This window comes from uncultured Clostridium sp. (genome assembly GCF_963515715.1).
Lineage (GTDB): Bacteria > Bacillota > Clostridia > Clostridiales > Clostridiaceae > Clostridium_AW.
The window spans coordinates 53,089-70,911 of sequence record NZ_CAUPZS010000007.1; the positions used below are offsets into that span (position 1 = coordinate 53,089).

At 31.0% G+C, this 17,823-nt stretch carries 21 protein-coding genes, 2 riboswitches and 1 other annotated feature; of the genes, 8 read left to right on the plus strand and 13 right to left on the minus strand.

What is annotated here, in order from left to right; translation table 11 throughout:
• Nucleotides 1-2: 2 nt before the first annotated feature.
• From accB to RYO54_RS07350, 4 genes are read left to right on the plus strand one after another with little or no spacing between them, the layout of a single operon-like run.
• Entirely contained in the window at nt 3-473 is a 471-nt protein-coding gene (gene accB, locus RYO54_RS07335) for an acetyl-CoA carboxylase biotin carboxyl carrier protein (RefSeq protein WP_315117120.1), read from the plus strand.
• 21 nt (nt 474-494) lie between these two features.
• Nucleotides 495-926 carry a 3-hydroxyacyl-ACP dehydratase FabZ gene (fabZ, locus tag RYO54_RS07340; protein WP_315117122.1) on the plus strand — a complete coding sequence of 144 codons (432 nt, stop codon included), beginning with the start codon at nt 495-497 and terminating at the stop codon, nt 924-926.
• 4 nt (nt 927-930) lie between these two features.
• Nucleotides 931-2,277, plus strand: coding sequence for an acetyl-CoA carboxylase biotin carboxylase subunit (locus RYO54_RS07345; protein ID WP_315117123.1), 1,347 nt, complete (start codon nt 931-933; stop codon nt 2,275-2,277).
• Between the two features lie 5 nt (nt 2,278-2,282).
• Nucleotides 2,283-4,025, plus strand: a complete 1,743-nt coding sequence (locus RYO54_RS07350; RefSeq protein ID WP_315117124.1) for an acetyl-CoA carboxylase carboxyltransferase subunit alpha — start codon at nt 2,283-2,285, stop codon at nt 4,023-4,025.
• A gap of 33 nt (nt 4,026-4,058) precedes the next feature.
• Here the strand turns inward: RYO54_RS07350 and RYO54_RS07355 are convergent, their stop codons facing one another.
• From RYO54_RS07355 to asnS, 5 genes are all read right to left on the minus strand, one after another.
• Nucleotides 4,059-4,574 carry a ferritin gene (locus RYO54_RS07355; protein WP_315117125.1) on the minus strand — a complete coding sequence of 172 codons (516 nt, stop codon included), beginning with the start codon at nt 4,572-4,574 and terminating at the stop codon, nt 4,059-4,061.
• Between the two features lie 74 nt (nt 4,575-4,648).
• On the minus strand, nt 4,649-5,845 hold the full coding sequence (locus tag RYO54_RS07360) for a S8 family serine peptidase (protein WP_315117126.1): 1,197 nt from the start codon (nt 5,843-5,845) through the stop codon (nt 4,649-4,651).
• Between the two features lie 65 nt (nt 5,846-5,910).
• Nucleotides 5,911-6,342, minus strand: coding sequence for a DMT family transporter (locus tag RYO54_RS07365; protein ID WP_315117127.1), 432 nt, complete (start codon nt 6,340-6,342; stop codon nt 5,911-5,913).
• Between the two features lie 56 nt (nt 6,343-6,398).
• Nucleotides 6,399-6,890, minus strand: coding sequence for a dUTP diphosphatase (locus tag RYO54_RS07370; protein ID WP_315117128.1), 492 nt, complete (start codon nt 6,888-6,890; stop codon nt 6,399-6,401).
• A gap of 192 nt (nt 6,891-7,082) precedes the next feature.
• Nucleotides 7,083-8,474, minus strand: a complete 1,392-nt coding sequence (asnS, locus tag RYO54_RS07375) for an asparagine--tRNA ligase (RefSeq protein ID WP_315117129.1) — start codon at nt 8,472-8,474, stop codon at nt 7,083-7,085.
• A gap of 69 nt (nt 8,475-8,543) precedes the next feature.
• Nucleotides 8,544-8,792 (minus strand) — a binding site (T-box leader).
• Between the two features lie 213 nt (nt 8,793-9,005).
• Here asnS and RYO54_RS07380 point away from each other — a divergent pair.
• Nucleotides 9,006-9,443, plus strand: coding sequence for a GNAT family N-acetyltransferase (locus tag RYO54_RS07380; protein WP_315117131.1), 438 nt, complete (start codon nt 9,006-9,008; stop codon nt 9,441-9,443).
• Between the two features lie 60 nt (nt 9,444-9,503).
• Here the strand turns inward: RYO54_RS07380 and RYO54_RS07385 are convergent, their stop codons facing one another.
• The 4 genes from RYO54_RS07385 to RYO54_RS07400 form a co-directional block, all read right to left on the minus strand.
• Nucleotides 9,504-9,959 (minus strand): methylated-DNA--[protein]-cysteine S-methyltransferase, encoded by a 456-nt coding sequence (locus RYO54_RS07385; protein WP_315117133.1) that lies wholly within the window; start codon nt 9,957-9,959, stop codon nt 9,504-9,506.
• 120 nt (nt 9,960-10,079) lie between these two features.
• Entirely contained in the window at nt 10,080-10,664 is a 585-nt protein-coding gene (locus RYO54_RS07390; RefSeq protein WP_315117137.1) for a manganese catalase family protein, read from the minus strand.
• A gap of 12 nt (nt 10,665-10,676) precedes the next feature.
• Nucleotides 10,677-10,952 carry a spore coat protein CotJB gene (locus RYO54_RS07395; protein WP_399549198.1) on the minus strand — a complete coding sequence of 92 codons (276 nt, stop codon included), beginning with the start codon at nt 10,950-10,952 and terminating at the stop codon, nt 10,677-10,679.
• Nucleotides 10,942-11,175, minus strand: coding sequence for a spore coat associated protein CotJA (locus RYO54_RS07400; protein WP_315117141.1), 234 nt, complete (start codon nt 11,173-11,175; stop codon nt 10,942-10,944). Before RYO54_RS07400 ends, RYO54_RS07395 begins: the two co-directional genes overlap by 11 nt.
• A gap of 174 nt (nt 11,176-11,349) precedes the next feature.
• Between RYO54_RS07400 and RYO54_RS07405 the strand changes: the two genes are divergently transcribed.
• Nucleotides 11,350-12,033: a cytochrome c biogenesis protein CcdA gene (locus tag RYO54_RS07405; protein WP_315117143.1), complete on the plus strand. Its 684-nt coding sequence runs from the start codon at nt 11,350-11,352 to the stop codon at nt 12,031-12,033.
• 10 nt (nt 12,034-12,043) lie between these two features.
• Entirely contained in the window at nt 12,044-12,607 is a 564-nt protein-coding gene (locus RYO54_RS07410; protein WP_315117145.1) for a redoxin domain-containing protein, read from the plus strand.
• A gap of 49 nt (nt 12,608-12,656) precedes the next feature.
• On the opposite strand, the gene RYO54_RS07415 is transcribed toward RYO54_RS07410, so the two are convergent.
• From RYO54_RS07415 to RYO54_RS07425, 3 genes are read right to left on the minus strand one after another with little or no spacing between them, the layout of a single operon-like run.
• The gene (locus RYO54_RS07415; protein ID WP_315117147.1) at nt 12,657-13,484 is read right to left on the minus strand and encodes a MetQ/NlpA family ABC transporter substrate-binding protein; all 828 of its coding nucleotides are present in this window, start codon (nt 13,482-13,484) and stop codon (nt 12,657-12,659) included.
• A 12-nt stretch (nt 13,485-13,496) separates the two neighbouring features.
• Nucleotides 13,497-14,177, minus strand: coding sequence for a methionine ABC transporter permease (locus tag RYO54_RS07420; RefSeq protein ID WP_315117148.1), 681 nt, complete (start codon nt 14,175-14,177; stop codon nt 13,497-13,499).
• The gene (locus RYO54_RS07425; protein WP_315117150.1) at nt 14,125-15,183 is read right to left on the minus strand and encodes an ATP-binding cassette domain-containing protein; all 1,059 of its coding nucleotides are present in this window, start codon (nt 15,181-15,183) and stop codon (nt 14,125-14,127) included. Before RYO54_RS07425 ends, RYO54_RS07420 begins: the two co-directional genes overlap by 53 nt.
• A 115-nt stretch (nt 15,184-15,298) precedes the next feature.
• Nucleotides 15,299-15,404, minus strand: a riboswitch (SAM riboswitch).
• Nucleotides 15,405-15,534: 130 nt separating this feature from the next.
• Nucleotides 15,535-15,642, plus strand: a riboswitch (SAM riboswitch).
• An 84-nt stretch (nt 15,643-15,726) separates the two neighbouring features.
• On the opposite strand from RYO54_RS07425, the gene RYO54_RS07430 reads away from it, so the two are divergent.
• Nucleotides 15,727-16,917 carry a M20 family metallopeptidase gene (locus RYO54_RS07430; RefSeq protein WP_315117151.1) on the plus strand — a complete coding sequence of 397 codons (1,191 nt, stop codon included), beginning with the start codon at nt 15,727-15,729 and terminating at the stop codon, nt 16,915-16,917.
• An 18-nt stretch (nt 16,918-16,935) separates the two neighbouring features.
• On the opposite strand, the gene surE is transcribed toward RYO54_RS07430, so the two are convergent.
• Nucleotides 16,936-17,706: a 5'/3'-nucleotidase SurE gene (surE, locus tag RYO54_RS07435; protein ID WP_315117153.1), complete on the minus strand. Its 771-nt coding sequence runs from the start codon at nt 17,704-17,706 to the stop codon at nt 16,936-16,938.
• Between the last annotated feature and the right edge of the window lie 117 nt (nt 17,707-17,823).

Consider the following 17,823-nt stretch of genomic DNA (forward strand, 5'->3'; position numbering starts at 1 on the left):
ATATGGATTTTAAAGGAATAGCTGAATTAATAAAAGTTGTGAGTGATTCTAAAGTTACTAACTTAGAAGTTCAGGAAAATGGATTATCTATAAAAATCATAAAAGAATGTGAAAAGATACATGTTAAGGAATTTAAAGATGAAAGCTTATCTACAAGAGTAGAAGATATAGAGGTAAGAGATGTTGTAGAAGAAGTACAGAACAAAATAGAGGGAAAAAGAGAGGGAGAAGAAAATATTAAGACTATTTATTCTCCGATAGTTGGTACATTCTACTCATCATCAGCTCCAGATAAAGACCCTTTTGTTAAAGTAGGGAGTAAGGTAAAAAAGGGAGATACTTTATGTATTGTGGAGGCCATGAAATTGATGAACGAAATTTATAGCGAAGTGGATGGAGAAGTAGTAGAAATAATGGTTGAGCAAGGAAGCATGGTAGAGTATGGAGGGGAACTCTTTAAAATTAAATATTAAATTTAGAATGAAGGTGAGATAATGAATAAAGGTTTAAATATTAATGAAATAATGGAGATATTACCCCATAGATATCCTTTTTTATTAATTGATAGGATTGAGGAAATTGAGCCAGGAAAAAAATCTATAGGATATAAAAATGTCACCATGAATGAATACTTTTTTCAGGGACATTTCCCAAAAGAGCCTGTAATGCCAGGAGTTTTAATTATAGAAGCATTAGCTCAAGTAGGAGCAGTGGCTGTTTTGAGTTTAGAAGAGTTTAAAGGAAAAACAGCTTACTTTGCAGGAATAAATAAAGCTAGATTTAGAAGAAAAGTAGTACCAGGGGATACTTTAAAGCTGGAAGTGGAATTAATTAAGTTAAAAGGAGTAGCAGGAATAGCTAATGCTATAGCTACTGTGAATGGTGAAAAAGCAGCAGAAGCAGAAATAATGTTTATGATAGGGTGATAATATGTTCAATAAAATACTAATTGCCAATAGAGGAGAAATAGCTGTTAGAATAATTAGAGCTTGTAGAGAAATGGGAATAGAGACTGTTGCTGTATATTCAACGGCTGATAGAGAAGCATTACATGTTCAAATGGCTGATGAGGCAGTTTGTATAGGCCCGCCCTCTCCAAAGGACAGCTATTTAAATATGAATAATATAATAAGTGCAACTGTACTTAGTGGAGCACAAGCAATACATCCGGGATTTGGTTTTTTATCTGAAAACAGCAAATTTGCTGAGATGTGTAGAGAATGTAATATAACATTTATAGGTCCTGATCCAGAAGTCATAGAAAAAATGGGTAATAAATCAAAAGCACGAGAAATGATGATAGAAGCAGGAGTTCCAGTTATTCCAGGCAGTAAAACTCCAATCTTAGGTGACGAGGATGCAATAAAAAATGCTAATAAAATAGGATACCCAGTTATGATTAAAGCTTCCGCTGGTGGTGGAGGTAGAGGAATTAGAATAGTTAGAGAAGAGAAAGAATTGATAAAGTCACTTGAAACAGCTAGAGCAGAAGCTAAAGTAGCTTTTGGAGATGATAATATGTATATGGAGAAATACTTAGAAAATCCAAGGCATGTAGAGATACAGATTTTAGGTGATAATTATGAAAATATTATTTATCTAGGAGAAAGAGATTGTTCTATTCAAAGGAGAAATCAAAAGATATTGGAAGAGGCTCCTTGTCCTATAATGACATCAGAATTAAGAAAGAGAATGGGAGAAGCGGCTATAAAAGGAGCAAAATACGTAGGCTATAAAAATGCAGGTACTATTGAATTTTTACTAGATAATAATAGTGAATTTTACTTTATGGAGATGAATACAAGAGTTCAGGTTGAACACCCTATAACAGAACTTATTACAGGAATAGATATTATAAAAGAACAAATTAAAATTGCGTCAGGAGAAAAGCTAAACATAAGTCAAGAAGAAATAAAACTGCAAGGACATTCAATTGAGTGTAGGATAAATGCTGAGGATCCAGAGCGAGATTTTATGCCTTCACCAGGTCAAGTTAGAATTTTGTTTATGCCAGGGGGGCCAGGAGTGAGGGTAGATACTCATTTATATGATGGCTATGTAATACCTCCAAACTACGATTCAATGATGGCTAAACTAATAGTCTATGGGGAAAATAGGGAAGAAGCAATAAATAAAATGAGAAGAGCGTTGACTGAATTTTTAATAGAGGGAGTAAAAACTAATATAGATTATCAATTCAATATAATAAATGACTTTAACTTTATTGAAGGTAACTATAATACAGGGTTTGTTGACAGAAACCATAATAGGAGATGATATAGATGTTTCAAGGGCTTTTTAAGAAAACTAAATATATTACAGTAAGCTCTCATAACCTAGAAGATATGGAAAAGAAAGAACTAGTAAAAGAAGAGCAAAAGCCTAATATTCCAAATGGTATGTGGGCGAAATGTAAAAAGTGTGGTCAAATTATCTATACTAGAGATTTAAAAGAAAGTTATAGAGTTTGTGGTTTCTGTAAATATCATTTTAGATTGCCAGCATATCAGAGAATTAAAGATATAGTAGATAATGGAACATGGCAAGAAATAAATAACAATGTATATACATTAAATCCATTAAATTTTGAAGGTTATGAAGAGAAAATTTCTGAAATGAGAAAAAATACAGGACTAAGAGAAGCAGTAGTTACAGGGATCGGCAATATAAATGGAGAAAAAACTTTACTATGCGTTATGGATAGTAGGTTTTTAATGGGAAGCATGGGATCAGTAGTTGGTGAAAAGATTACGAGAGCTATAGAGAAGGCGATGGAAGAAAAATTGCCATTAATAATTTTTACTGCTTCAGGTGGAGCAAGAATGCAGGAGGGAATGTATTCATTAATGCAGATGGCAAAGGTATCCTCAGCGCTATCTAGATTTAAGGAAAAAGGATTATTGTATGTATCTGTATTAACGGATCCAACTACAGGTGGTGTTACTGCTAGCTTTGCTATGCTTGGAGATATAATATTATCAGAACCAGGAGCATTAATAGGATTTGCAGGTAAAAGGGTTATAGAACAAACTATAAAGGAAAAATTACCTGAAGAATTTCAGACAGCTGAATTTTTGCTGAAGAATGGATTTATAGACAAAATAGTAGAGAGAGAAAACTTAAAAGATACACTTTATTCTATATTGAGAATGCACAGTAAAGAAAAAAGTGATAATTTATATACAAAAATGAAAAAAACAAATGAGGAAGTAGAAATAGTTGATAAATTAACCCCTTGGCAAAAAGTTAATATGGTTAGGAGTTCTTCTAGACCTACTTCTTTAGATTATATAGATAAAATCTTCGATTCTTTTATTGAGCTACATGGAGATAGGTACTTTGGAGATGATCAGTGTATTATAGGAGGAATAGGTTTTTTAGAAGAGATTCCAGTTACCATAATAGCACAGCAGAAAGGTAAAGATTTGAAAGATAATATAAAAAGAAATTTTGGTATGCCTAATCCTGAAGGATATAGAAAAGCTTTAAGGCTTATGAAGCAAGCTGAAAGATTTAATAGACCTATAGTTTGTTTTGTAGATACACCTGGAGCTTATTGTGGGGTTGGAGCTGAAGAAAGAGGGCAAGGAGAGGCAATAGCAAGAAACTTAATAGAAATGTCAAATATCAAGGTTCCAATTATATCTATTGTAATTGGAGAAGGGGGTAGCGGTGGAGCATTAGCTCTCACTGTAGCGGATAAAATTTGGATGCTTCAAAATTCAATATACTCTGTATTATCTCCAGAAGGCTTTGCAAGTATATTATGGAAAGATGCTAAAAGAGCGGAAGAAGCCTCTGATATAATGAAGATAACATCAAAAGATTTGCTGGATTTTGGGATAATAGATAAGATGATAGGTGAACCAAAGGGTGATGCTAGTAAAAACATAGAGATTATCATTAATACAATAAAAGAAGATTTAATAAAGTCATTTATTGAACTTAGAAAATTATCTTTAGAAACATTGCTAGATAATAGATATAAAAAATATAGAAATATAGGAGTCTATGGATCAGATTAAAAAATGCCCCTAATATTAGGGGCGTTTTAAATGCTATTGAGCAGTATCGGTTGGAGGGGTAAAAGTTCTTTGAGCTAGCTCAGCATCTAACATATAAATAGCTGCAGAGTTTTCCCCAATTCTTTTTAATTTTGATATCATAGAACTAAATGTACTTTCTTCTTCAACTTGTTCGTCGATAAACCATTTTAAAAAGCTCATTGTTCCATGGTCTCTTTCCTCAGTAGCTAAATCAGCTAAATTATATATTCTTTGAGTTACCTTTTGTTCATGCTCATAAGCCGATTTAAATACATCTAAGATGGAGCTATAATCATTTTCTGGAGCTTCAATAGCGCCAATAGTAACTTTTCCACCTCTATCATTTATAAAATTAAAGAATTTCATTGAATGAAATCTTTCTTCTTGTACTTGAACCTTAAAAAAGTTAGCAAAACCTTCTAAGTCTATCGATGAACAATATGCTTGCATAGCAAGGTATATGTTTTCGGAATACATTTCGTAGTTAATCTGATCGTTTATAGCTTTATTTAATCTTTCGCTTAACATAAAGAATACCTCCTTAGTACTATTTAATGTATTTTACCATAAATTACTTAATAATAAAAGTAATCTGATGGAGCTTATGGTAGTAGCTTAATTAAATCTACTTTACCTCTTCCTTGAATTGCTTTAGGAATATCTAATAAATTGCAAGATACCTTAAATAAAGATAATACATCATTAAAAGTTAAGTCTTGATTATTCTCAAATAGCAGTGAACAAATACCAGCAACATATGCAGCAGCACAGGAAGTGCCTGTGTAAAATGTGTAAGGATTCTCCAAAGGTTGTGGATAAATTTTTATTCCATTTCTCTCTGAAAGAAAATTTGTGTTTGAATTTAAAGTACATATACTTACACAAGCAGCAGAAAGATCAGGTTTTTCTATTTTATTTGATGGGCCGGCAGAGGAATTAGTATAGGACTTTATAATCGGCGAAGTAGTATCTAATCCCCCAACGGTAATACAATTTTCTAGAATTGCTATACCCCTCATAGAACATTCGTCATTACCATTATGACCTGATGGAACTACAATAATTATATTTTTTTCAACAGCTAACTTAAATATTTTTGAAAAAAGAGAAAGTATAAAATCATCATTTTCAGTAATTTCAAAGGGTAAGCATATGACCTTTATATTAAATTCAGCACTGTCTTCTATAAGCTTATGAATAGCATATAGTATATCAGAAACATACCCTTTTCCTAAATTATTAAAAGCTTTTATAGAATATAGACGACTATTTTCAGCAATACCTCTATATACACCCTTTGAAAGATTACCGTTACCACATATTATTCCACTTATAGCAGTTCCATGACCATTGTCATCGTAAGGATATTTATAGCTATTAATTAAATCTACAAATTGTACAATTTTATTATTTGGATTTAATAAATCAGAATGAGGATATGTTCCGCTATCAATTATGCCAACGCATATACCTTTCCCTGTAAGACGATATTTTTCTCCCCATACTACACCATTTGCAGATAAAATACTTTCACCACATAAAAAGGCGTGAGGATCAAAGGTTATATATTTAATATATGGGTACTCCATCAATCTATCTATAACTTTTGGGGAAATGTTGGCAGATATACAATTTAGAGAAGGTATTATTCTTATTACTTTACCTCCTAAACTCTTAATTTTATGTTCTATTTTTCCCTGTAGAGTTTTGCAGTGTATAAGTACTCTTATATTTTTATAAGAGTTACTTCTTACAATCTTTTTTAAATCATCATTTAATCTACTTTTGAACCAAAACATAGCCCACCCCTAAAAATTATTCCATTATATATTATAATACTAATAAGTTATAAATGTTCCCAAAATTACCTTTTCCATTTAAATATTATTATGCCTATTACCATAACTATTACGCCTATTATCTTAGTCATACCAAATTTCATTTGTTCTGATCCAAATAAACCAAATGCATCTATAATCGCAGCAGCTGTTAATTGGGCTACTAAAATCGTAGAAATTGAATAGGTAGGGCCAAGACTTTTAATACCTCTCATCACTGTATAAATAATTATAACTCCAAGAACTCCACCTAGTAGATATATTTTATTTACATCTTTTACATTTTTAATATTTCCATTTCCAATAATAAATACAAGCAGTAAAGTAAGAACAAATCCGATACCCTGAACTACTAAGTTTGTTTCCCATAGACCAATTTTGTCACCTAATCTAGTATTAAAAACACCTTGAAAGCTCATGCATACTCCTGCTACTATTGAAAGAATTATTCCTAACATAAAACAACCACCTCTCTGAATTATTTTATCCAGAGAGGTGGTTATTTATTATATTATTAATACCCATTTAATTGTCTCGTATGATTTATGTTATTTTTTAATAGATAAGCTTTTTCTATATCTTCCTCTGTAAAAGATAAGCTTAAACCAAGACATAGAAAATCTTCGAATAGAGTCTGATAATGATCTTTAGAAGGGCAAACCACAAAATCATTTATATCTATGTATAGATTTAAAAATTGATCTGTTAAATTATCTTTTAAATTTTCCTTATGAATATAAAAATTTTCCTCATCGTAGTTTTTATCTAATCCTAAAGTTAAAATAAAATGCAAGCAATCAACATATTCTTCTAATATTTTTGCTTTTTCAGATGGCCCTTTATTACACCAATATTTAAAACATCGAGTTTCATTTGCTAACTCCGCAATTTCTACCTGTAGGGCTAAAATTTTATTAGAAAAGAGAGTTTTACCATCTAAAGTATGTTTAGTTTCTATATGATGGTCTAACTTCTTTTGCAAAACAAAAAGATTTTTAAAATCCATAAGATAAAATCCGCCTTTCCATATACTTTTTAATACATTTATATTGTATCAAAGTTTTAGAAAATTAAAAGACCACGCAATCGGTTACATTTAAAAAAGTTAAAATAAATTTAAGAAAATTTAAAAAAAGTTTAAAAAGAAGTTTAAAAAAAGATAAAAACACCTATAATTAGGTGTTTTTATCTAAGTATTTTAGAATTCTGCAGAACCAGTTGTTCTAGGGAAAGGAATAACGTCCCTTATATTTGACACTCCAGTCATGTACATAAGTATTCTTTCAAAGCCTAAGCCATAACCCGCATGTTTTGTAGTTCCATATTTTCTTAATTCTAAATACCACCAATAGTCTTCTTTCTTTAAGTTCATTTCTTCCATTCTTTTTTCAAGAACATCTAATCTTTCTTCTCTTTGGCTTCCACCTATTATTTCTCCAACTCCTGGCACTAATAAGTCAGCCGCGGCAACAGTTTTATTATCATCATTTAATCTCATGTAGAAGGCCTTAATGTCTTTAGGATAGTCAGTTACAAATACTGGTTTTTTAAATATTTTTTCTGTGATATATCTTTCGTGCTCAGTTTGTAAATCTATTCCCCATTCTACAGGATATTGGAATTTTTCTCCTGATTTCTTTAAAAGCTCTACGGCTTCAGTGTAGGTTATTCTAGCAAATTCAGAATTTATTACATTGTTTAATCTGTCAAATAAACCTTTATCTATAAAGCTATTGAAAAACTCCATTTCTTCAGGAGCATTTTCCATAACATAGCTTATTATATATTTTACCATATCTTCTGCTACATCCATATAATCTATTAAATCAGCAAAAGCCATTTCAGGTTCTATCATCCAAAATTCAGCAGCATGTCTTGCAGTATTTGAATTTTCCGCTCTAAAAGTAGGACCAAAAGTATAAACATTTTTAAAGGAAAGAGCATAAGCCTCAGCAGATAACTGGCCACTTACTGTTAAGTTTGTATCTTTTCCAAAGAAGTCGTGGGAAAAATCTACTTTACCTTCCTCATCCTTTGGAACATTATTTAAATCTAGAGTTGTAAGTCTAAACATTTCTCCTGCACCTTCACAGTCGCTACCAGTGATAATTGGACTATGAACATAAACAAATCCTCTTTCTTGGAAGAATTTATGTGTAGCATAGGCAGCTAATGAACGAACTCTAAAAACAGCTGAAAAAGTATTACTTCTTGGTCTTAAATGAGCTATACTTCTTAAAAACTCTAAACTGTGTCTTTTCTTTTGAAGTGGATAATCGGAATCTGATAACCCTTCTATAATTATATTCGTTGCATGTATTTCAAAAGGTTGTTTAGCATTAGGAGCTTCAACTACTTTTCCCTCAACAATTATAGATGAACTTATAGATAGCTTAGAAATTTCCTCAAAGTTACTTAATTCATCATTAAATACCACCTGTATATTTTTAAAAAAGCTACCATCATTTAATTCTATAAATCCAAAAGCTTTTGACATTCTTTCTGTTCTTACCCAGCCAGAAACTGACACTTCTTTACCTGTAAATTCTTCAGTGTTTCTAAAAAGTTGCTTAACAGATACCTTTTCCATTATAAATCCTCCTATATTTGTATTATATTAAATCTAAATTATTATATAAAAATAAAAGCCTTTCATCCACAAAGGGACGAAAGACTTAATTTCGCGGTACCACCCATTTTGCCTAAAAGGCCTACTCAAAATCAGTACGTAATAATACATACTTACCAAAAATAAGGCTTTGGATACCTCTAAGCCTACTCTCAAATTATATTGATTTCGGTTAGAAACTCAGAGATGTTCTTCAATAAAGGTTTCACGTCAGTCTTTCACTATCACCAACTCGCTATAGTTACCTCCTATATTTACTCTTCTCTTCATAGTATTTAACTATATTTCTATATCTAAACATTATAATATTTTATGATGATTATGTCAAGAGGATATTTAGTCTAATTTTGTAGATAAATTCATCATTAATAAAGGGTAAAATTTATAAAAAACATATATGAAAATATCTTTATTTAATATATAATCATTATGCAAAATTGAAAAATCAATAAAGAGAATTTTAAAAAGAGAATTTTAATAGGAGGAAAAACCATGAATAAAATTTATGAATTAGGAGAATTCTTAATAACTACAGATCCAGAAAAAGTAAATATTGATGTAGTGGATGAATTATTAGCTAAGTCTTATTGGGCAGAAAAAAGGAATAAAGAAATAATTAAAAAATTTATAAAAAGTTCTCTTTGTTTTAGTTTATATCACATAGACAAGCAAATAGGATTTGCCAGAGTGGTTACTGATTATACAACCTTTGGTTATATAAGAGACGTATTTATTGATGAAGATTACAGAAGTAAAGGTCTTGGGAAATGGCTAATAGATTGCGTTATTTCGCACCCTGAAATTAAAGATATTGAAAGACTTATGTTAGCTACTAAAGACGCCCAAGGATTTTATAAATATAATGGTTTTTCTGAACTAGAAAAGCCAGAGGCTTTTATGGAGAGATTAAATATTATAAATGCAGTATAATAATGAGTTAAGAGTTAAGAGTTAAGAAGAACATTTATTCTTAACTCTTAATTTTTAAAGTTATAAATATTTTTTTTCATGTTCTAAAAGCCATTCTTTTCTCCACAATTCTCCACCGTAGCCAACTAAATTACCATTGGAGCCAATTACCCTATGGCAAGGTAATATTATTGAAATTTTATTCTTATTATTTGCGCCGCCAACAGCCCTAACAGCCTTGGGATTTCCAATATTTATAGCTATATCTTTATATGTACAGGTATGACCATAAGGTATCTTTGTAAGAGCAGTCCATACAGATTTTTGAAATTCTGTTCCATTAAGAGCACAAGTAATAGAAAAAGTTTTTCTTCTTCCCAGGAAATATTCATCTAATTCTTCTAAACATAATGCTAATAAATCATTCTTTTTTTCTAATTTTACTCTATTATCTACAAAGTCTAATTTTAAGATATTTTCTTCATCACAACCAACTTCAATTATGCCTATAGGGGATTTATAGTAGCCAATATACATTATATAAACACCTCCAAATATTATAATCTAAATATAACTTATTAATTAAAAAATGTTAATACACCTGAGAAATTGTCACTAAAATCCCAGGTGTATTATATATTTAAATCATATTATAAACTATTTTTTCATTAAAAAGATCTTTTTGCTATCAATATCATCATATACATCTCTCAATGCTTCGCCAAATCTTTGATAATGAACTATTTCCCTTGCCCACAAGAACTTTAACACATCGATTATATCAGGATCATCAGTTAAATCAATTAAATGTTCATAAGTAGAACGAGCTTTCTGTTCCGCAGCCATATCTTCATGAAGATCTGTTACAGGGTCACCTAAGGTTCCGATATAGCTTGCAGTCCATGGTACTCCGTTAGCATCAGTTGGGAATAAGGCATGATCATGTTGAGCGTAATGGCCTCCAAGCCCTGCTGCTTCTAATTCTTCAGGAGTGGCATCTTTGGTTAATTGATAAATCATTGAACAAATTATTTCCACATGAGCTAATTCTTCAGTACCAATGTCAGTCAATAATGCCTTAGATTTCCCAGTTGGCATTGTATATCTCTGATTTAAATACCTAATAGCTGCACTCAATTCACCATCCGGTCCCCCATATTGAGTAACAAGAAATTTAGCCATTTTCAAGTCTTTGCACTTTATTTTTACTTCATGTTGTAGTTTCTTTTCATAAACCCACATACAATTATCCTCCTATTCCCCTATTTCCCATGGCCAAGGTTCTTCTACCCATCCCCAAGGACATTTACTTTGCGCATTTCCAAAATTAGTCAATGGACTAAATTCTATTTCAAATCTTCGCTTTAATTTCACCAAATCTGCTGTAATACAATTATAATGGTCCAAAGCGCGTTGGTTATGAGGATTATTATCTAAAAATAAATTTAACTCTACAGCGGCAAATTCTAACTCACGGATTTTTCTTAGCAATTGACTACGATCAGATTTTGTATTACATTTATCCATTATAGTCCCTCCCCCTAGACTCACATGATTTAACGGGATAAGGAAAATATAAATTTGTAAACAAAGTTCCTTTTCTTAAAGCTTCGTCTAATGGGAACGTGCCTACATAGGGTTGAATAGGCACATAGGCCCTGGCAAACTGCACGTTTCTGGGAAATATATATTTATCACCCATGTGTTTGCAATCCTTCATTGGATTCATCCATTGATTATAATAATACTGCATTTTTTCACCTCATATTTTTGTTACAATAATAAGGTATTCAATATTTCCTGAAAATGTGAATATAATTATCAAATTTGTAATATAAATACATATTAGGCTTTTATAATATTCATAAAACCTTCACAAAAATATGCTATCATTAAATTCAAAATATTTAATTTGGAGGAACTTAAAATGGATAATATATCTATATTATTAGCCTTTGCATCAGGGGTATTATCATTTTTATCTCCTTGTGTGCTTCCATTAATTCCTATGTATTTATCCTATTTAGCAGGAACAACACTTGAAGAAGTAAATAACAAACAAAGAATAACTGTTATATATAAATCCATAGGATTTATTTTAGGATTTTCTATAATATTTATGATAATGGGCCTTTCGATTACTACTCTGGGAAAATTATTTGAAGAAAATAGATTTATACTAAAAAAAGTTGGAGGAATAATAATAATAGTTTTTGGCGTACATACTACAGGAATAATAAAAATAAAGCCGTTATATAGGGAGAAAAGATTATTAAATTTTAATAAATCGGGAATCAGCTCTATTTTTTTAGGAATGGCTTTTGCAATAGGATGGACTCCATGTATAGGACCGGTTTTAACATCTATATTAATTTACGCAGGTAATTTAGAAACTTTAAGCAAAGGAGTACTACTTTTAATTGCATATTCGGCAGGTTTAGGAATACCATTTTTACTTTCAGCCTTTTTAATTGAAGCTATTTCAAAATATATAAAAAAAATATATAAATATTTTAATTTAATTTCAATAATAAGCGGAGTATTATTAATCATGCTTGGACTTTTAACTTTTATGGATAAGACGTATTTATTAAATAACTTATTTAGTTAGGGGTGAGTTAATGAAAAGAAAACCATTGATGATATCTATTTTAGCATTATTAATTTTAGCATCTGTTGTTGTAGTTAATTATAACAGTAAAAAAAATTCTCAAGCTAATGATGTTAGGGTAGAAAGTGAGGTAGAGACAAAAGACAAGTCAGAAGATAAAGAACCAAAAAAAGTTGAAGCTATAGATTTTAAACTTCAAGATATAGATGGAAAAGAAATAAGTTTAAGTGAATTTAAAGGAAAAAAGGTTTTTTTAAATTTTTGGGCCAGTTGGTGTGGTCCTTGTAAGATAGAGATGCCACATATGCAAACACTTTATGAAGAAACAAAGGACAAAGATATAGTAATTTTAGCGGTAAATGTTGGTGAAAGCAAAGATAAAGTTAAGAGTTTCATAGAAAAAAATAAATATACTTTTCCAGTACTATTAGATACTAACCAAGAAATATCTCTTCAATATGGAATTTCTGCTTTTCCAACTTCATTTTTTATAGACGAAGAAGGATATGTTTACAGTGGAATTCAAGGATCCATGAGTTTAGATATGATGAAGGAACAATTAATGATAAAATAGAAAAAGCGAAGCAATTTTAGGTTAAATAAATTTGCTTCGCAATTTTTATTTAGAATGCGGGAATAGATGATCCTTTGTAAAGGTCGTCTATTAATTTTTTAGTTTCCTCTGTTTGGTATGTTTGAATTAACTTTTTTAGTGCAACATTATCCTTATCTTTAGCGTTAACAGCTATTATGTTAAAATAATTTTTTGTAGAAGGATCTTTTGTATCTTCTATAAGAATAGAATCTTTTACAGGGGAATAGCCAGCATCCACTGCTACACCATTATTTATAACAGCTATATCTACATCTTTCATAGAACGAGGAATTTGTGTAGCCGCTAATTCAACAATATCCAAATTCTTAGGGTTCTCTATAATATCTTTAACCGTTGGAGTTATACCTACTTCATCTCTTAACTTGATAAAACCAGCACTTTGCAGTAGTATTAATGCTCTTCCACCATTTGATGCATCGTTTGGTATAGCTATCTTACTATTATTTTTTAATTCATCAAGATTCTTTAATTTTTCTGAATATATCCCCATAGGTGCTAAAACAGTATAGCCAATTGATACCAAGTCTAAATTGTGGTCAGACTTGAATTTATCAAAGAAGGCTATAGTTTGAAATGCATTAGCATCTATTTCACCGTCAGAAAGAGCTAAATTTGGTCTATTATAATCTGAGAAAGAGATAATTTGTAGGTCAATATTTTCTTTTGCTAATCGTTCTTTGATATTTTTCCAGACTCCACGATCCTCTCCAGTAATACCTAATTTAATAACTGTCTTATCGTCACCTTTTGAAGAGGTGTTTTTCGAACAACCTATTAATGATGTAAAAATTAATAATAAAGATAAAATGCATAATGCAATTTTTTTGATTTTCATAATATATTCCTCCTAATGACTTAATTTTTTTGATATAAGTTCTCCTAAACTCTGAATGGAGTTTACTATTAATAAAAGTAATAATATTGTTACCACCATTATGTCGGTTTTAAAATATTGGTAGCCGTATCTTATTGCAAAATCGCCTAACCCTCCTCCTCCAACAGTTCCTGCAACTGCAGAAAAACCAATCAAGCTTATTATTGTTATAGTTAGTGCATATACAATGCCAGGTAGACTTTCTGGTAAAAGCACCCTTAAGATTATCTCAAAAGGACTTGAACCCATGGCTTTTGCTGCTTCTATAACACCAGGATCTATTTTTAATAAAGCTGATTCTACTTGTCTACTAACAAAGGGAGTAGTACCAAAAACCAAGGGAACAATTGCCCCTTTAGTTCCTATGGTAGTGCCTACAATCAATCTAGTAACAGGTATAATAGCTGTTAGTAAAATCACGAAAGGGATAGAGCGAAATGTATTCACTATTTTAGAGGAAAAACTGTGAATAAACTTATTTTCTAAAATGTTTCCTTTATTAGTTACAACTAATACCACTCCTAGGGGAATACCTATAAAAGATGATATTAAGCCAGCTACAGTTACCATATATACTGTTTCTCCTAGAGCTTTTATCATATCAGGAAACAGTTCTATCACATTGGGAATTAGATTTATTATAGTTTGTATCATGATTTATCACCCCTACATTTACATTATTTTTGTTTAAATAATTTATAGCTTCTAATATTTTTTCTTCATCACCGTTAAAGGTTACAATTAAATTTCCAACAGGAACACCTTGAATATTTTCAATATTTCCATATAAAATATTTATATAAATATTAAAGTCAATGGATATTTTAGATATTAAAGCTTGACCAGACGTTTCCCCTATATAAGAGATTTTGGCTATGATTTCATTATTTAAACTATTATAAGATTCCAATACATTTTCATATTTGAATATACTAGCTACAAACTCTTTAGTTGTAGGATTTTTAGGAGATGTAAATACATTTAAAGTGTTTCCAACCTCTAAAACCTCACCTCCTTCCATTATTGCCACCTTATTACAGACCTCTTTAACTACCTCCATTTGATGGGTTATAATCACTATTGTAAGATTTAGTTTTTTATTTATATCCCTCAGAAGGCTTAGTATGGATTTTGTATTTTGAGGATCTAAAGCAGAAGTAGCTTCATCACAAAGAAGAACTTCTGGGTCACTAGCCAAAGCTCTTGCAATGGCAACTCTTTGTTTTTCTCCCCCGCTTAATTGAGAGGGGTAAGCTTTTAATTTATCCTCAAGCCCAACTAGCTTTAGTAGGTTAATCACTTTCTCTTCTAATTGACTTTTGATTAGTCCGCTTCCTTTAAGTGGATAAGAAATATTTTTAAATACGTTTCTATTGCTCATAAGATTAAAATGTTGAAATATCATTCCAATTTTCTTTCTGCATTTTCGTAAGCTTTTTTCATCTAATGAAGTTAACTCCTGATTGTTTATTGTAATCTTCCCATGGTTTGGTTTCTCCAATAAATTTATACACCTTAACAGTGTGCTTTTTCCTGCACCGCTATACCCTATAATCCCGAAAACATCACCTTTATCTATTTTCAAAGTTACATTTTTAAGAGCATCAACAGTATTATTATTACTTAAATAAGATTTTTTTACATTTTGTATTAATATCAAAGTACATACCTCCTTATTTTTTATAAATAAAAAATCCCCTTCTTTTCTGAAAGAAGAGGATGCCCATTAGCAATAAAAAAAGGCCCTAGAAAGGACTCACAATTGCACTAATCCTTCCTCATCTTTCAGAACTTAGTTCTGCTGGATTTAGCACCGTACATATTAATATGTTGGTTGCTGAAACTTCATAGGGCCAGTCCCTCAGTTTCTCTTGATAAGGTCATTTTCGTATTAAATTATTGATTTTAATTATATCAGTATTTTATTGTATGTCAATAGATAAAATTTTAAAAAATGCTGTTGACATTTTTAACAAAAGAGGGTAGTATTTTTTATAAATAAATATTGAAATTCTTATCCAGAGAGGTGGAGGGATTGGCCCTATGAAACCTCGGCAGCGGGTTCTTTAATTAGAATACTGTGCCAAATCCAACAAGAAATTTTCTTGAAAGATAAGAACAAGTAGGGTATATATTTGCCTCTTCTTATCTTTTAAGAAGAGGTTTTATTTTTTATAATTTTTTTAACAAGGGGGATATTTTAATGAGTTTAAAAGAATTAAGAAGTGTAATAATAGAGGAGGTAGAAAAAAATAAAGAAGAGTATATAAAAATCAGTCATAGTATTCATGAAAAACCTGAAATAGGAAACGAAGAAGTATTTGCCTTAGAGACTTTAACATCTAAGCTAGAAAAAGAGGGATTTCATGTAGAAAAAAATATAGCAGGACATGCTACTGCTTTTATTGCTAGAAAGAAAAGTAGGTATGAAAATGGACCCGTTATAGGATACCTTGCAGAATACGATGCGTTGCCAGGTTTAGGGCATGCTTGTGGGCATAATATTATTGGAGCAGCAAGTGTAGCCGCAGCCATATCTCTAAGTAAGGTTTTAGATGAAGCAGGAGGTGAAGTTGTAGTTTTCGGAACTCCAGCAGAAGAGGGAGGAGAGAATGGCAGTGCTAAGGCAAGTTTTGTAAGAGAAAACCTTTTTAATGGTATAGATGTTTGTATGATGATACACCCATCCAATGAAACTTCTTCAACTAGTACTTCATTAGCTGTAGACCCTTTAGATTTTGAGTTTATAGGTAAACCAGCTCATGCAGCTTCTTGTCCAGAAAAGGGTATAAACGCGTTAGATGCTATTATCCAGTTGTTTAATGGCATTAATGCCTTAAGGCAGCATGTTACTAGTGATGTGAGAATACATGGAATAATTACCCATGGAGGTGACATGCCTAATATAGTACCAGAATATGCTAAAGCTAGATTTTATATACGTGCTTCAACAAGAAAAAGATGCGACGAGGTAACAAATAGAGTAAAAGACATAGCGAAGGGAGCATCATTTGCTACTGGAGCAAAGTTAAATATAATTCCATTTCAAAATCCGGTAGACAACTTAATAAAAAATGGAGCATTAGATGATATATTCATTGATAATGTAAGGTATTTAGGAGAGGAAATAAGGACTGATATAGTAAAGGGGATAGGCTCCACAGATGCTGGGAATGTAAGCCATGTAGTACCCACAATACATCCTTATATAAGAATTGGTGAAAGCACATTAGTATCTCATACTAAAGAATTTTGTGAAGCGGCTATATCCAAAGAAGGGGATAAGGGACTAATATTAGGAGCAAAGGCCTTAGCATTAACAGGATTAGTTCTATTGGTACAAAAGGATAAGCTAAATAAGATTAAAGAAGAGTTTGATAATCAAAAATATTGAAGAGTTCACGCCATAAAATTATGGAGTGAACCACCCATTTACCTCATTTAGTATTTTAAAGTTTGTAAAATCATAGTGAAGAGGAGTAAGTGTTACATACCCATTTTTTAGATAGTATACATCTGTACTTCCTTGTATATTTTGATTATGTCTACCAGAGAGAGATAATTGCATAGTGCCATCTTCATGAGATTTTTCTTCATAAAAAAACTCGTATAGATTACCTCCCATAGGGCAAACCTTAATACCTTTTATTTCTTCTTCTTTTATAGCAGGAACATTCACATTTAATACTATGTCATTAGCTATAAGATTATTTTTTGATATTTCAATTACTTTAGAAGCATATTTAGCAGCGGTGATAAAATGCTCTTCTTTTGTTTCAGCTAAGAAATCTACCTCACAGGATATAGCAACAGAGGGAATCTTGTTAATGGCAGCCTCTACAGCAGCAGAAACAGTTCCAGAGTAGAGAATATCCATTCCTAAATTAGCACCTATATTAGTACCTGATATAACCATATCTACAGGTTTAGTTATTATTTTTTCTAATCCAACTCTAACGCAGTCAGCAGGAGTACCATCAACGCTATAAGCTTTAGAGCTTATTTCAGGTATATTAACTTCCTTTACTGAAAGCGGGTTATGGATAGTTATAGAATGACTTGCAGCACTTCTTTGGGTACTAGGAGCCACAATTATTATTTCATGTTTTTTTTGAAGCTCTTTTGCTAGAATATGCAATGATATTGAATCTATTCCATCATCGTTTGTTAATAGTAATCTCATATTTATAATCCTCCTATCTCGAGTAACTTATGCTACAGCAATTTTATTTAATTAAACTATATATAATGTTATACTTTATGTATAGTTTAATCAATAGTTGATAAAACTTATATACTA

Bases quoted from the DNA above. Each gene is read 5' to 3' on its own strand.
- accB (WP_315117120.1), top strand. From the start codon at position 3: ATGGATTTTAAAGGAATAGCTGAATTAATAAAAGTTGTGAGTGATTCT.
- fabZ (WP_315117122.1), top strand. From the start codon at position 495: ATGAATAAAGGTTTAAATATTAATGAAATAATGGAGATATTACCCCAT.
- RYO54_RS07345 (WP_315117123.1), top strand. From the start codon at position 931: ATGTTCAATAAAATACTAATTGCCAATAGAGGAGAAATAGCTGTTAGA.
- RYO54_RS07350 (WP_315117124.1), top strand. From the start codon at position 2,283: ATGTTTCAAGGGCTTTTTAAGAAAACTAAATATATTACAGTAAGCTCT.
- RYO54_RS07355 (WP_315117125.1), bottom strand. From the start codon at position 4,574: ATGTTAAGCGAAAGATTAAATAAAGCTATAAACGATCAGATTAACTAC.
- RYO54_RS07360 (WP_315117126.1), bottom strand. From the start codon at position 5,845: ATGTTTTGGTTCAAAAGTAGATTAAATGATGATTTAAAAAAGATTGTA.
- RYO54_RS07365 (WP_315117127.1), bottom strand. From the start codon at position 6,342: ATGTTAGGAATAATTCTTTCAATAGTAGCAGGAGTATGCATGAGCTTT.
- RYO54_RS07370 (WP_315117128.1), bottom strand. From the start codon at position 6,890: ATGGATTTTAAAAATCTTTTTGTTTTGCAAAAGAAGTTAGACCATCAT.
- asnS (WP_315117129.1), bottom strand. From the start codon at position 8,474: ATGGAAAAGGTATCTGTTAAGCAACTTTTTAGAAACACTGAAGAATTT.
- RYO54_RS07380 (WP_315117131.1), top strand. From the start codon at position 9,006: ATGAATAAAATTTATGAATTAGGAGAATTCTTAATAACTACAGATCCA.
- RYO54_RS07385 (WP_315117133.1), bottom strand. From the start codon at position 9,959: ATGTATATTGGCTACTATAAATCCCCTATAGGCATAATTGAAGTTGGT.
- RYO54_RS07390 (WP_315117137.1), bottom strand. From the start codon at position 10,664: ATGTGGGTTTATGAAAAGAAACTACAACATGAAGTAAAAATAAAGTGC.
- RYO54_RS07400 (WP_315117141.1), bottom strand. From the start codon at position 11,175: ATGCAGTATTATTATAATCAATGGATGAATCCAATGAAGGATTGCAAA.
- RYO54_RS07405 (WP_315117143.1), top strand. From the start codon at position 11,350: ATGGATAATATATCTATATTATTAGCCTTTGCATCAGGGGTATTATCA.
- RYO54_RS07410 (WP_315117145.1), top strand. From the start codon at position 12,044: ATGAAAAGAAAACCATTGATGATATCTATTTTAGCATTATTAATTTTA.
- RYO54_RS07415 (WP_315117147.1), bottom strand. From the start codon at position 13,484: ATGAAAATCAAAAAAATTGCATTATGCATTTTATCTTTATTATTAATT.
- RYO54_RS07420 (WP_315117148.1), bottom strand. From the start codon at position 14,177: ATGATACAAACTATAATAAATCTAATTCCCAATGTGATAGAACTGTTT.
- RYO54_RS07430 (WP_315117151.1), top strand. From the start codon at position 15,727: ATGAGTTTAAAAGAATTAAGAAGTGTAATAATAGAGGAGGTAGAAAAA.
- surE (WP_315117153.1), bottom strand. From the start codon at position 17,706: ATGAGATTACTATTAACAAACGATGATGGAATAGATTCAATATCATTG.